The sequence below is a fragment of the Sulfolobus sp. E5-1-F genome, assembly GCF_009601705.1.
GTDB lineage: Archaea > Thermoproteota > Thermoprotei_A > Sulfolobales > Sulfolobaceae > Saccharolobus.
The window spans coordinates 1509775-1524251 of the sequence record NZ_CP045687.1; the positions used below are offsets into that span (position 1 = coordinate 1509775).

Annotated in this window: 13 protein-coding genes; 9 read left to right on the forward strand and 4 right to left on the reverse strand. The window is 35.1% G+C overall.

The window, feature by feature from the left end; all coding sequences use genetic code 11:
* Nucleotides 1-37 precede the first annotated feature (37 nt).
* Nucleotides 38-1117: an inositol-3-phosphate synthase gene (locus GFS03_RS07460; protein ID WP_153423227.1), complete on the forward strand. Its 1080-nt coding sequence runs from the start codon at nt 38-40 to the stop codon at nt 1115-1117.
* Between the two features lie 247 nt (nt 1118-1364).
* Here GFS03_RS07460 and ppsA read toward each other — a convergent pair whose 3' ends face one another.
* Both ppsA and cdvB1/B2 read right to left on the reverse strand, forming a co-directional pair.
* Entirely contained in the window at nt 1365-3770 is a 2406-nt protein-coding gene (gene ppsA, locus GFS03_RS07470) for a pyruvate, water dikinase (RefSeq protein WP_153423229.1), read from the reverse strand.
* A 74-nt stretch (nt 3771-3844) separates the two neighbouring features.
* Nucleotides 3845-4510: a cell division protein CdvB1/B2 gene (gene cdvB1/B2, locus GFS03_RS07475; protein ID WP_153423230.1), complete on the reverse strand. Its 666-nt coding sequence runs from the start codon at nt 4508-4510 to the stop codon at nt 3845-3847.
* Nucleotides 4511-4590: 80 nt separating this feature from the next.
* Between cdvB1/B2 and GFS03_RS07480 the strand changes: the two genes are divergently transcribed.
* Nucleotides 4591-4872 carry a hypothetical protein gene (locus GFS03_RS07480; RefSeq protein WP_153423231.1) on the forward strand — a complete coding sequence of 94 codons (282 nt, stop codon included), beginning with the start codon at nt 4591-4593 and terminating at the stop codon, nt 4870-4872.
* On the opposite strand, the gene GFS03_RS07485 is transcribed toward GFS03_RS07480, so the two are convergent.
* Nucleotides 4847-6292 carry a UbiD family decarboxylase gene (locus GFS03_RS07485; RefSeq protein ID WP_153423232.1) on the reverse strand — a complete coding sequence of 482 codons (1446 nt, stop codon included), beginning with the start codon at nt 6290-6292 and terminating at the stop codon, nt 4847-4849. The genes GFS03_RS07480 and GFS03_RS07485 overlap by 26 nt on opposite strands.
* 93 nt (nt 6293-6385) lie before the next feature.
* On the opposite strand from GFS03_RS07485, the gene thrC reads away from it, so the two are divergent.
* Genes thrC through GFS03_RS07510 form a run of 5 tightly spaced genes read left to right on the forward strand, consistent with a single transcriptional unit; the run spans nt 6386 to nt 11796 of the window.
* Nucleotides 6386-7576 (forward strand): threonine synthase, encoded by a 1191-nt coding sequence (gene thrC / locus GFS03_RS07490; protein WP_153423233.1) that lies wholly within the window; start codon nt 6386-6388, stop codon nt 7574-7576.
* Nucleotides 7560-8900, forward strand: coding sequence for an aspartate kinase (locus GFS03_RS07495; protein ID WP_153423234.1), 1341 nt, complete (start codon nt 7560-7562; stop codon nt 8898-8900). Before thrC ends, GFS03_RS07495 begins: the two co-directional genes overlap by 17 nt.
* A complete protein-coding gene (gene asd, locus GFS03_RS07500; RefSeq protein ID WP_153423235.1) occupies nt 8893-9945 on the forward strand; it encodes an aspartate-semialdehyde dehydrogenase in 1053 nt (350 codons plus the stop codon). Before GFS03_RS07495 ends, asd begins: the two co-directional genes overlap by 8 nt.
* A complete protein-coding gene (locus GFS03_RS07505) occupies nt 9945-10604 on the forward strand; it encodes a PHP-associated domain-containing protein (RefSeq protein WP_153423236.1) in 660 nt (219 codons plus the stop codon). Before asd ends, GFS03_RS07505 begins: the two co-directional genes overlap by 1 nt.
* A complete protein-coding gene (locus GFS03_RS07510; protein ID WP_153423237.1) occupies nt 10567-11796 on the forward strand; it encodes an Nre family DNA repair protein in 1230 nt (409 codons plus the stop codon). The genes GFS03_RS07505 and GFS03_RS07510 overlap by 38 nt, the downstream gene beginning before the upstream one ends.
* Here the strand turns inward: GFS03_RS07510 and argF are convergent.
* Nucleotides 11789-12712, reverse strand: coding sequence for an ornithine carbamoyltransferase (gene argF / locus GFS03_RS07515; RefSeq protein WP_153423238.1), 924 nt, complete (start codon nt 12710-12712; stop codon nt 11789-11791). The genes GFS03_RS07510 and argF overlap by 8 nt on opposite strands.
* A 31-nt stretch (nt 12713-12743) precedes the next feature.
* On the opposite strand from argF, the gene GFS03_RS07520 reads away from it, so the two are divergent.
* Nucleotides 12744-13367 (forward strand): DUF4443 domain-containing protein, encoded by a 624-nt coding sequence (locus GFS03_RS07520; protein ID WP_153423239.1) that lies wholly within the window; start codon nt 12744-12746, stop codon nt 13365-13367.
* Complete coding sequence (locus GFS03_RS07525) at nt 13361-14431, forward strand: ATP-NAD kinase family protein (protein WP_153423240.1); 1071 nt, start codon at nt 13361-13363, stop codon at nt 14429-14431. The genes GFS03_RS07520 and GFS03_RS07525 overlap by 7 nt, the downstream gene beginning before the upstream one ends.
* The last annotated feature ends 46 nt before the right edge of the window (nt 14432-14477 follow it).

The following is a 14477-nucleotide window of genomic DNA, read 5'->3' on the forward strand; positions in this document are numbered from 1 at the left end:
CACAACATATTTTATCTAGTTATTTTACTTAAAGTTGATGATTCGAGTAGCAATAGCTGGCTTAGGTAATTGTGCATCAATGTTAATTCAAGGAATAGAATATTATAAATCAAAAGGCGACAATTATTATGAGGGACTAATTACCCCGATAATTGGAGGTTACAAAATTACCGATATAGAGATCGTAGCAGCATTTGACGTTTCGAAAAATAAAATAGGAAAGGATATTGCAGAGGCCATATTTCAACCTCCAAATATTACACCAAAGATAGTTAACATGGAAAAGAAGGGCGTAAAAGTAAGTGCTGGGCCGGTTCTTGATGGTGTAGCTCAACATATGATTAGCGTTTTTAATCCTACTTATGATGGCACATTAGAAAAAGCATTAGATGAATTAAAGGCTAGTAAAGCAGAAATTCTACTTAATTTATTGCCAGTTGGAAGTGAAAATGCAACGAGAACATATGCAAATATAGCACTAATGGCAGGAACTGCATTTATAAACGCAATACCCGTGTTTATTGCTAGCGACCCTTCTGGTTACTTTCCTAACAAATTTAAAGAGAAAAACTTACCGTTAGCAGGTGATGATATTAAAAGTCAATTAGGGGCTACCATATTCCATAGATCAATTACTTCACTCTTCAGATTAAGAGGAGTAAAAGTTGAGGAAACTTATCAATTAAATGTTGGCGGGAATACAGACTTTCTGAACATGAAGACAGAAGAAAGGCTAATGTCTAAAAGAATAAGCAAAACAGAAGCAGTAACTAGTACACTGGATAACGGAGAGGTAATAAAAAGTGAGGGAAAAATAAGGATAGGGCCTAGCGATTATGTTCCATTTTTAGGAAATACTAAAGTAGCTTACATTTACGTAAAAGGAAGTGCATTTGCAGGTATGCCAATTAAAGTAGAAGCTTCCTTAGAGGTTGATGATAAAGCTAACTGTGCAGCAGTATTAGTAGATGTAATAAGAGCAGTTAAGGTTGCCCTGGATAGAAAGATAGGTGGTCCACTTGAAAAAGTATCTGCATTTTACTTTAAACACCCACCAATTCAAGCTAAAGATGACGAAGAAGCCTATAGGTGGTTTAAAGAGTTCATTGAAATGTGAAATCTGTGAAGAGAATATCTCACTTTTTAAGTGCAATTTATGTGGAAGGCAAGTGTGTAGTAATGATTACATAATGGATAAAGAAATTTGTAAAGTTTGTGAAATGAGCCTATGCAAAATTTGCCAAAAACACTTATCAATAGGCTCATGTGAAGTATGCGGAAATATAGTTTGCGAAGAGTGCACAGCGTATTTCGACGGCGCTAGAAGAATATGTAAAAATTGTTACAATAAAAAATAATAAAAATTATCTATTTATTCTTCTTTTTCCGTTAAGGTTTCTAAGTATAATTTGTTGTTCGATAGAAGCTACTTGCCTCCTAACATTAATAACTGCATCTGGATTTACACTAATACTATCTATTCCAGCTTTGACTAAATATTCAACAACTGCTGGATAAACACTAGGTGCTTGCCCACATATTGATACTGTTTTGCCATACTTATGAGCAGCCTTGATTAGCTTTCTTATGGACTCTAAAACAGCTGGATCCCTCTCATCATAATATCCCATCCTCGCTAGTAACTCAGAATCCCTGTCAACACCTAAAGTTAATTGTGCTAAATCGTTACTACCTACGCTGAATCCGTCAACTATCTTCGCAAATTCTTCAGCAAGAACTACAACCGATGGAACTTCAGCCATTATCCATACCTTGAAATCTGAATCTCTTCTTAAACCTTCCTCCTCCATTATTTTTATAGCCTTTTCTAGCTCCCATGTAGTTCTGACAAAGGGAAACATTACCCATACGTTCTTAAGTCCCATCTCCTCCCTTACTTTACGTATAGCCTTAACCTCTAGCCTAAATGCTGGCTCGTATTCTCTGCTTATATATCTGGATACTCCTCTCCAACCTATCATTGGATTCCTCTCCTCTGGTTCAAACTCCTCTCCACCAATCAATTTCTTATATTCATTAGTTTTGAAATCTGAAAATCTAACAACAACTGGTCTAGGGTATATTGCACTTGCTACTTTAGCTATACCCTCAGCCAACTTGTCCACAAATAATTCCGCATTACCTATTTTTATTAGATAAAGCGGATGATATCTAATCCACTCACTTACTATAAACTCAATTCTCATAAGGCCTATTCCATCAAAGGGAAGATCCAAATATTTATCTATAACGTCTGGTTCACCCAAGTTCATATAGATTTTAGTTGCAGTAACTGGATAAAGACTCAATAGAACTTCCCTACTTATTCCTTGAATTCCAGTAGATGGTTGGGTTTGTGTGGATACACTCTCCGTGGCCTGTAGTACCTTACCCTCATACACAATACCCCTAATTGCATCTACAGTAATCTCTTGATTCTCTTGAATTACCTTAGTTGCTTCTCTACTACCAACTATAGCTGGGATTCCCAATTCTCTGGATACAATAGCGGCATGGCTTGTCATCCCTCCCTCATCTGTTATTATTGCCCCAGCCATCTTCATTAACGGTACCCAATCTGGATCTGTCATTTTAGTAACTAAGATTTCACCCTTCTTGAACTCATGGACTTTAGGATCTTTAATGTCAAGTATGATTTTTGCCTTACCAAAAGCAATACCTGGAGACGCTGCAAGCCCTCTAACTAATACTTTGCCACTTAAGGAAGCAGAACTCTTTTCCACAGCACTCTTAGTTTCTTTCTTTTTAGAAGACCAGAAAGTTTCTGGTCTAGCTTGAACTATAAAGATATTCTCAGGGAAACTTAGATCATTATCGATAGCCCACTCGATATCCATTGGCCTCTTGTAATGCTCTTCAATCTTAAGTGCTAATTTTGCTAGTTCTATCGCCTCTTCGTCTGTTATACTCATTGATCTGGATTCCTTCTCATCTAAGGTAATAGTAACATTCTTCTTAAGTTGTTTATCATATACGATTTTAATATTCTTATTGGAAACCTTTTTTTCTGCAATTCTTAATGTAGATTTTTCTATTAAAACCTCATCCGGGGTAACCTCACCACCAACTACACTTTCTCCCAAACCCCAATTAGATTCTATCATAATATACTTTTCATCTCCTGTAACTGGATGTAAAGTAAACATTACTCCAGCAGATCTTGAATTAACCATTTTTTGAATAACTACAGCTATAAGTACTGATAAATCGTCTATACCTTTACTCTTTCTATATTCTATAGCTCTTGCATTATAGAGACTAGCCCATACATCCTTAATCCTATCAATAAGTTCATCCTTAGTAACATTAAGATAAGTATCCTGCTGTCCAGCAAAACTGGCTGTCTCGATATCCTCTGCAGTAGCTGAAGACCTTACAGCTACTAAGATTTCTTTTCCAACTTTTTTACTCAATTCATCATAAGCTTGATATATCATGCTAACTAATTTCTCTGGCATCTTAGCGTTCTTTATCAATTGTTTTATTCTTTCACTAGCTTCCTCTGAGGTTTCATAACTCTTCAAAGTCTCTCTAATTTTGTCGAAAAGGTTGTTGTATTCAAGAAAATATTTAAAAGCTTTAGAAGTAAGTATAAAGGCTGGAGGTACTCTAACTCCAATACTCGTTAACTCCCCAAGGTTAGCGCCTTTTCCTCCAGCTAGTTGTACCATATCCTTAGTAACTTGATTTACATCGAGAATGAGATCTTCTTCACTACTAATTGCCTCAACCAAAAGGAAACTCCCCAATATATATTACCAACCTACACCTTAAAAAACTATTTTACCGTATAAACCTTAGGGAAAAAACTATGAATCAGATATTATTTCTGTTCTTGATTAGATACTTTCTGAGTAGAGGTAACGAAGCTTGGCAATTCTGGGAACTTCTCCTTCATTCTCTGTTCAGCAACAACAGAAGCTTCCTCCAATATCTTCCTTGCCTCTGGGCTTGAAGCGCCATAATTGGCTGGCGCACCGGTGAAGTCTCCTGACTCTATAACTACCTCTTGCAATCCTTCCTCTAATTCTGCTAGCTCCAGACTTATCTCTGGCATAACTCCTTTCATCGCATTTCTTAGCTCTTTTATAACACCAAGTACTGGTATTAAATTGTTAAATACATCTCCAAGCTCAGTTATCGTCTCTAGCCTTAGTTGTACTTGCTCTAGAGCAATTTGTGTCGTAATTAATTGCCTGGAAATCTTCCTAATTTCAGCTATTTCATTAGCATACATAGCCGCTCTAGCTGTATCCTTAGACATCTGTGATTCTACAACCTTTTCGAATAGGGTCCTATCTCTCTCTTGTAATCTTGAAATGTAAACGTCAAGACGACTTACCATTGTCCTTAGTCTGTAGTTTGCCATTACCAATCTATACCTTAATGGTCGCTGTGGCTTAAACGCATTCTTTATTCTTTCGCCGATACTTGGCTCTTGTCTACCTCCCCAGTTCCTTACGAAATCTTCCACTTTACTTGAGGCCATTTCGGCTCTAATCTATGTCTTTGTAGTGTATGCTTTTTAAGTACGATAAGGCATAATACTCAAAAAAACTATATTCATATATGAATCCTTTCGTAGTGAAATTAACGGGAAGAATCCTTAAAATAACTAGTAATTTAGAGTATCCAGTACGAATTCTGGAAATAATTCTAAAATATAATGTCACTGTGAGTATGATAGACGATAAAATCGGCCTCAAGGCAATTACAGATAGTATAAAGGTGAATAAAGAATTAGGAAAAAACGAATCATTGGAAGTAGAGACTAAGTTAGAAGATATAAGCGAGGTTTCGATAATATATAGAGATACAATGATGGTTAGGAGATTTGATATCTCTTTATAATTTTATTCAATACTTCATCTGCTTTTTTAGCGACCCTATCGTCTGATCTGACCTCTTCTGGCCATTCTTTTCCCATTTCTTCTTTAAACTTCCTAGTAGCATCTATACCCAGTTTACTACCTAATGGTGGAAATGGAACACTAGGGTCTAATGAGTCCGTAAGTGCATTTTCTATTACCCAAACATCACGCTTAGGGTCTACATTGGCTGCAATAGCGTAAATAACTTGATTAATGTCTTGAACGTTTATATCGTGATCAACAATTATTATCGTCTTTAAAAGGCTAAGCTGACCAGTACCCCATAGAGCCATCATAACTCTCTTCGCTTGGCCAGGGTAATATTTCTTTATAGAGAATATACCAATCCCAGTAAACAGACCATATTCTGGTAGATTCATGTCAACTAGTTCCGGAACTAGCATCTTGGCAAAAGGTAAGAATATCCTTTCTACAGCTTTACCTATCCAAGCATCCTCAAGTGGTGGTTTGCCAACTGATGTCACGTGAAATATAGGGTCTTCTCTAATATACACCTTGTCCAATTTGAAAACTGGATAGTAATCTGCTGGTGTATAATAGCCCATATGATCTCCAAAGGGACCCTCTAAACGTAAATCATTCAAGTCAACATAACCAGTTAAAACTACTTCAGAATGACTAGGTACTAGTAACTTATCATCGAGTTCAGTTACGTCAACTCCCTCACCTCTCAAGATTCCCGCAAACGTATACTTATCTATTCCATAAGGGACTGGAGAAGCTGCTGTAAATGCTATAGCAGGATCTACTCCGGTTACTATTGCAATAGGTATTTTGCTAATGCCTTTTTCTAAATATTTTTTAGCGGTAAGTGCACCTCTTTTGAAGGCTTGCCAATGAATTATTGCTTCTTTCTCGTTTAAAATTTGAATTCTATAAACACTAAGATTATGAACATCTGTCTCTGGGTCCTTTGTTATTGTTATGGAAAAAGTAAGGTATCTTCCGGCATCTTTAGGCCAAGTTTTTATTGCAGGAATCTTAGTCAGATCTAAATTATTTACCTCTTTAAAACTAGGTGACTTAGCTTTAGGCATTACTTTTCCTAGTCCTAAAATTTCTCTAAGTGATTTAATTTTATCAAAAAATGTAATAGGCATATTTGACAAATTTGATAAAAATCCTTCCGATATCGATTCTAGTTTATTTGTTCCAAAAATCTCATACAAGCTCTCAATTGAATAAAAAACATTAGAGATTATTTTCCAGTTCTCATAATTTTTAATTCTATTGAATAAAAGAGGGGGTAAATGAGCGTAAGTTGCTTTTCTCGTGATTTCAGCTATTTCCAAATCTACGCTTACTTCCTCATTAATTTCAATTAATTTGTTCTTTTTTCTCATAAATTCTATATAGTCTCTGAGATCTTTAAAAGCCATGTGATTATTATACTTCAACAAAGCTTATATTTTGCAGAACAAACCACTTTAAACAGCTGGTGAATTGTTGTTGGAAACACACTAAGCGGAATAATGAAGTGCTTAAGTTGTGGATATGAAACGGAAATAGATCAGAATCAGATATTATGTCCAAGATGCGGAGGGCTATTGGAAATTATAGTAGAACCCCCAAAGGATTTCTCCTTCAGCAAATTAAGAGGAAGAGGAGTTTGGAGATACAAAGAATTGATAGCAGGTAAATATAAAAATATTGTAAGTATAAATGAGGGAAACACCCCACTAATAAGGTCCTCAAATATAAATAACAATCTTTATTTTAAATTTGAAGGACTTAATCCTACTGGAAGTTTTAAAGATAGAGGGATGACAGTAGCAGTTAGCTCTGCAGTAAGCTTAAATTATAAAACCGTAATAGCTGCATCTACTGGAAACACTGCAGCTTCAGCAGCTGCTTACGCTGCAAGAGCTGGAATAAAGAGTTTTATCGTCTTACCTAAAGGTAAGGTAGCATTAGGTAAATTGGCCCAGTCAATACTTTATGGCTCAGTCATTTTAGAGGTTGATGGAAGTTTTGATGTTGCTATGGATGCAGTAATGAGGTTATATAAAGATTTAAAAGTAGTATATCCATTAAATTCCTTTAACCCATGGAGATTAGAAGGACAAAAGACAATCGCATTTGAGATAGCTGAAGACCTAGGAGTTCCAGATAATGTGATAGTTCCAGTAGGCAATGCAGGGAACATCTATGCGATATGGAAGGGATTTAATGAGCTAGTTAAAACTGGGGTGATCAATACTATTCCCAGAATGATTGGAATCCAAGCTGAGGGGGCATCACCAATAGCCACTGCGATAATCAAAGGAAAAGATTATCCAGACTTCGTGGAAAATCCAGATACTGTAGCTACTGCAATAAGGATAGGAAAACCAGTAAACTGGCAAAAAGCGATGAAAGCAATAAGAGAATCCAATGGAACCGCAATAGTGGTATCTGATTCTGAAATATTAGATGCGCAGAAGACCCTAGCTAGAAAAGAGGGTATAGGAGCTGAGCCTGCTTCAGCAGCTGCCTTAGCCGGTTACATTAAGGCAATAAATGAAAAGATAGTAGATAAAGATGAAAAAACAGTTTTAATCTTAACAGGACATTCATTAAAAGACCCGGATAGTATGACCAAAGCAGAAGCTAAGAGAATATTAGTTAATCCTCTACATATGGAAAAAATTATCTTAGGTGAGATAAATGGCTCTAATAGTTAAAATAGGTGGGTCCATACAAAAAGACGAAAAAGATTACGAACTTATCGTGAAAAAAATACAAGATTTTTCAAAGAAATCCGATAAAATCATAGTTGTAACATCGGCTATTAAAAACGTTACTAATGAGTTAATAAGTGCAACTTTGAATACTGATAACTCTCCAAATATTGTAACTGAAATCTACGAAAGACACATAAAACTATTATCAAAATTAGCAGATGGCAAGGAGTTCGAGAACTCATTTAAGGAGATCTCTAGGCTGAGTGATGAACTGTTTAGAGTAGCTTGGTCTATAAGAGTACTAGATGAGGTAACACCGAGAGTTAGAGACTACATACTTTCATTTGGAGAGAGAATGGCTACCTTACTTCTTTCAGCAATATTAAGAAGTAACGGAATTGAAGCAGAAGGTGTGACTACTCCTCCATTTATAACTGATGAAAATTACGGTGAGGCTAACGTAATTGAGGATCTGTCTAAAAAGGAAATCATGAGTACACTAGAGAATGTGAAAGCTAAAGTAGTGGTCCTTCCAGGTTTTATAGGGAGAACCAAAGAGGGGAGATATACTACTTTAGGAAGAGGTGGTAGTGACTATACTGCAACCTTATTGGGTAAACTAATTGGAGTGAGAGAAGTTAGACTAGTTACCGAGGTCCCCGGGATAATGACTGGCGATCCTAAAAAATTCGAAAATGCCAAAACGATAATTAGACTCTCTCTGGAGGAAGCTATAGAGCTCTCACAGCTAGGAGCTAAAAGGTTACATCCTAGAACTTTTGATCCAGTCTTTGGAAGTGATATGAAGGTAATTGTTGAATCCTTATATGAAGACGGATTTACAACGATTAATGGAGAATGTGAAAATAATGATGGACTTAAAGGAATATCACTCTTAGATAATACAAAATTGATAACAGTTGAAAGTACTAAGATTGTTGGGAAAATAGGATCTGCAGCAAGAATAACAAATGAAGCAAAGGAAGCTGGAGTTAACATAATATCGATTTCTCAACCGGCTAGTGAGACTACAATACAACTCGTTGTTGACTCCCTTTCTGCAAATAGGCTGTTATCGAAATTAGAAGAGTTAAAGGGAACTTTAGTTAAAGATATCGAGGTAAATGATATTAATATCGTAGGTATAGTAGGATGTGGAATAAAGAAGAAGGAAATCTCTACTAAGGTTCTTTCAATAGCATCAAGTTATGATCCGTTAGCTATATCTAGAGGAATATCTAACGTAAGCATGACCTTTATAGTTAATAAGGAAGAAGGAGAAAAATTAGCAAAAGAGTTGCATAAGGTGATCGTAAGTGGCTGATAAGATAAAAGTTTCGTTGCTAGGCTCTACCGGAATGGTAGGGCAAAAAATGGTAAGGATGCTTTCAAAACATCCATATATAGAATTAGTGAAAGTTAGTGCATCACCCCAAAAGATTGGTAAAAAATACAAAGAAGCTGTAAAATGGATTGAACCCGGAGATATTCCAGATAACGTAGCTGAGTTACCGATAGTCTCCACTGAGTACGAAGATCATAAAGATGTTGATGTTGTTCTTTCAGCACTACCTAATGAACTAGCAGAAGATGTTGAACTAAAGTTAGTAAAACAAGGAAAAATAGTTGTATCTAATGCGTCACCATTTAGAATGGATCCTGACATACCATTGATTAATCCAGAGGTAAATTGGGAGCATTTGGAACTATTAAAATATCAAAAAAGTAATAAAAACTGGAATGGACTATTGGTCAAAAACCCTAACTGTACTGCGGCAATACTTTCTATGCCAATTAAACCATTAGAAAAATTAATCAAAATTAACGCTATGTATATAGTAACTTTGCAAGCAGTAAGTGGAGCTGGCTATAGTGGTTTACCATTTATGGCAATAGATGGCAATGTTATACCTTGGATTAAAGGGGAAGAAGAGAAAATTCCCAGGGAAATAAATAAAATGTTAGGAAAACTTGAAGCTGGAAAACTAAAATCTTCTAATTTAGAAATTCATCCAACAACTACCAGAGTTCCTGTAAAAGTTGGGCATATGGGTGTAATTAATATTGTAACTAACGACAATGTAGATGAAAAAGAAGTTCAAAAAGTGCTAAGTAATTTTGAATCATTGCCTCAACATAAGAACTTGCCTACTGCACCTAAGAAGCCAATTATTTTATTCAAAGATGAGGATAGACCTCAACCAGCTAGAGACTTACAATATTATGACGGAATGTCAGTGACAGTAGGCAGAGTAAAGTTCGAAGGAAATGTGTTACGATTAGTTGTTCTTGGAGATAATCTAGTGAGGGGAGCTGCTGGAATAACAATTTTAACATTAGAAGTTATGAAAGAATTAGGTTACTTCTAATGTTTTTTGATCTCCATGTACATTCGAGATATAGTGATGGAAAATATTTTCCTAAGGATATAATAACATATGCTAGAGCTAAAAATATATACGTGGCGATCACAGATCACGATACTTCTTTAGGTTTAAATAGTGTAAAGGAAGAAAAAGTGATCCCAGGACAAGAAGTCACTACTGAATATGGCCACGTTGTAATATTATGCAATTTTCCACCATCTCCACCAAACAGAATAGCTGAATTAGTAGACTACGCTAAAGAGAATTCTTGCATAATATTTCCCTCACATCCTTTCGATATTTTTAGACAAGGGATTGGCGATAAGGTATTTGAATATAAATTTGATTTAATTGAAATTTATAATTCCAAGGCTCCTAAAATAGCTAATAATAAAGCTAAAGAAGCTTCTATAAAGCTGAATTTAGCTGGAGTTTCAAATAGTGATGCTCACGTAATTCAAGCAATAGGTTCCGCATATAATGATTTATATGAGGTAATTGAGTTTAATTTGGACGATATCCTAGATAACTTAAGGAGAGGGAAAATAAGAAATATCATCAATGGATTATCATTTAGAGCTAAATTTTCCATTTTACAATGGTATATTGAGAGGAAAATAAGAAATGCACAAAATTCCAGCAGAACTATGCATCAAGTGTAAGGGACATAGGAATCTTTGTGGGTTATCATACTGTCCAATAATGGAGAGATTTAGAGGCATGGTTAATAGTCTTCAGAAAATTAAAATAGATACCTCATTTAAATTGGTCGAAGGCTCTACTCCTCCTAGTGGAATTGTTGGAGAAAAAGGATATCCTAAAGTTTCACTAATTGTAAATATTCCACCCTCAGTATATGGGGAAGATGCTAGAAAATATGAGAATGTTAAGGAGTGGTGGGGAAAGGTAAATTTAGGGGATATAATAAAGTTAAGATCGTCTTTAATCTCAAGTATAACTAGAGTTAGAGCCGAGAAAGCCACTGAATATTACAATACAGAAATACCATTAGCAATAATTTCAGATAACCCAGTAACATCTGAGGCAAAATTGAAAACATTGGAAGCAAAATTAAAGTTTGATGGAGTGATTTTACCAAGAGGACCAGGAGGAATCGCAGAGGAAATAAAAGTTATTGATAATCCTAAAATCCCAACTAAATTAGATAAACTAATCTTTGATGATCATATAAAATCTGCTGAAGCAATCTTAGAGCTGTATAGGTATAATGTAGATTATTATAAGATAATACATGCATTATCCTTTGGGCTTCTAGGCAAGAAAAAGAGTAGAAGATTCGTACCAACTAGATGGGCAATAACTGCAGTTGATAGCATAGTTGGTAAATTTCTATATAATAAAATAATAAACTATAACGAAGTAAATGAGATAGAAGTATATCACAGCTCATATTTAGGCAACTACTTCTACGTTGTGCTCTATCCATCGAAGTTCAATTCAATATGGATAGAAATATGGCATCCACTAAGTTTATGGTCTCAAGACCTTACCATTTCTGAACTAAAGGAAAATTTCTGGGGAGAGTATGAATATTTAGATGGAGGATACATGGCTGCAAGACTAGCAGTGCTAGAATATTTAGAGGAAATAAAGAGACAAGCAGGAATTATAATCATTAGAGAAATAACCGAAGAATACTTTGCACCAGTTGGAAATTGGCACATTAGAGAAACTGTAAGAAATGCTATGAAAAATAGATTAGGAAAATATGACACTCTAGATCATGCCATATCCGAAGTAAACAAAAAATTAAAAGCTAAAATAAACTTATTTGAATTACGCACAATAAAGAGTCTATTCAAACAAAAATCTATTTATGATTTCTTTAAATAAATAACGAAAATACTGCCATTGCTGTATATAATCTATTCTCAGCCTGATCCCAGACTGCACTCTTAGGTCCGTCTATTACCTCTGGCTCTACTTCCTCTCCCCTATTAGCAGGCAAACAATGCATAAATATAGCATCCTTAACTGCATACTTCATTAAGTCTGCAGTAACCCTATAGTTTTGCAATAATTTCTTCTTATGTTCAGCAATATTCTCTTGTCCCATACTAACCCAAACATCCGTATAGACTACATGAACTCCTCTAACAGCCTCATAGGGATCCTCATGAAACTCTATAACACTACCAGTATCATCCGCGATCTCACTTATTATCTTATATAAATCTTCTCTAGGTCTAAGTTCCTTAGGAGTTGCAACATGTAACTCTAACCCTAATTTAGCCACAATTACCATTAGGCTTAGCAATACATTATCAGTCCCATCACCAACAAAACCTATCTTAACTAGAGTATTTCCAAACCTTTCCCTAATGGTCATTAAATCAGCTAATGCTTGCAAGGGATGAGAAAGATCGCTTAATAAATTAAATACCGGAACGCCTGATGATTCCTTTAGTTTAACTAGGGTTAAATGATTTAGTACTCTGGCCCCTATCCCATTAACGACTCTGCCCAAAACCCTTCCAGTGTCTTCAATGGGTTCGCCTCTAGACCATTGCAAATCTTGCTTATTAAGAACAATTGGAATTCCGCCTAATAATGATACAGCTAATTCAGTACTAACCCTAGTCCTAGTACTTGGCTTCTCAAAAAGTAATGCAACCCTCTTACCACTTAATGAACTTGGAACGTTATTATGATAAACGTAATTTTTCATCATAAACGACACATCTAACATTTTCTCTATTTCATGAGTTTCAAAATCAAGCAGACATAACAAACTTCTTCCTCTAAACATAATTTTAATCTATCTTATCACATATTTAAATATGGATATCCAGATTGTACTTACCAAAGCTGTGGAAACCAGACAGGGTAATAAGCCTAAATTTGATGAAGGACATGTCATAATGAGCTTAATATACATAAGCCAATTGCAACCAGTAGGAAGGATACTATTAATGAAAAAAACAGGATTATCGGAAGCATCTATAAAAACATTACTAAAAAGACTAAGAGAAATGAAGTTAATTCAAACAGATCCAGTAGGAGGAAACACTCTTACAGAAGAAGGAAATAAAATAGTTTCATGCATTAAAAACACATCAAATATAAAAAAAGATGCTACTCTGAAATCACTAGGTTGGAACTCATCAATGCTTATAATAAGGAGAGGCGCAGAGTTATTAAAAGAAATTCCAGTTTTAAATCTAAGGGATGAAATAATAAGATTAGGTGCGGAAAAAGTATTAGTGTGTATTAGTACAGAAGAAGGAAAAATAGAAATTCCGCCTAAGACAGAGGAGATGTCACTTAAAGGGCTATTAGAAGAGATTAAGGAAAAATGCGAAACTTGTGGTCCTAACGATCTTATTATATTTGTAGTTCCTAATGAAGAACATCTAGGATATCTGACCTTAGCTTTCATACTTAAGGTGTTAAAGAAATGTTAAAAAAAGTTGGATTTCTTGTAAATCCGTATGCTGGTGCAGGTGGAAGAATAGGGAGAAAAGGTAGTGATGAGTTGTACCTCGAGAACCCTGAAATATCAAGTAGAGTTAGTAGATTTTTGGTCAGAGCCCCGGAAGATGCTATCTATGTAACACCAAAGCTAAAAATGGGAGAAATATATTTTATTCAAACAAAATTGAAATATGAAACTATATCCATAGGTGAAAGGGAAAAAACTACTAGATATGATACAATCAATTCTGTAAAAGAGTTTGTAAGAAGAGGGGTAGATATTATTGTATTTGTTGGTGGAGATGGGACAGCAAGGGATGTATTTGAAGGACTTCAAGGGGCGCAAATACCAATTTTAGGAGTTCCTAGTGGCGTAAAAATGCATAGTGGTGTTTTCGCTAATACACCAGAGGCCGCTGCAATATTATTAACAAAATTTTTACATAATGAAGCAAAAATTGTAACAGAAGAAATTCTAGATATTGATGAAGAAGCCTATAGAAAAGGAACATATTCTGTTAAATTATATTATATAGCCCTTACGATTAGCAGTAATAATTTACTAACTCCAAGTAAGGAGGAAATACAATATAGTGAAGATGAACTAGAAGAAATCGCAGATTATGTAATGGATAACATGGATGATAATATAACCTATATCATGGGTCCTGGGAGTACTATAAAATATATAGAAAGAAAACTAATGATCAATACTCCATTTTTAGGGATTGATATAGTTAGAGGAAAGAAATTAATAAAGGGAAATGTTAATTATTTCGATTTAATCAATTTAACTGGGGAGTTAAAGATATTGCTCACCCCAATAGGCAAGCAAGGATTTCTAATAGGGAGGGGAAATCTAGAACTAGGACCGGCGTTCTTAAGAAGAGTAAAAAAGGATGATCTTATCGTAGTCTCTACTCTTTCTAAGCTTTACACTATTAACTGTTTTAGAATTGATACGGGGGATGAGAATTTAGATAAGCTCTTTTCAGGTGTCTACAATGTCATAGTAGGTTACAACAAATTTTACGCTATTAAAACTTGTCAATGAGTACTACTTAAATGAAAAATTAACTGAATAATTCCAATCGGAATTT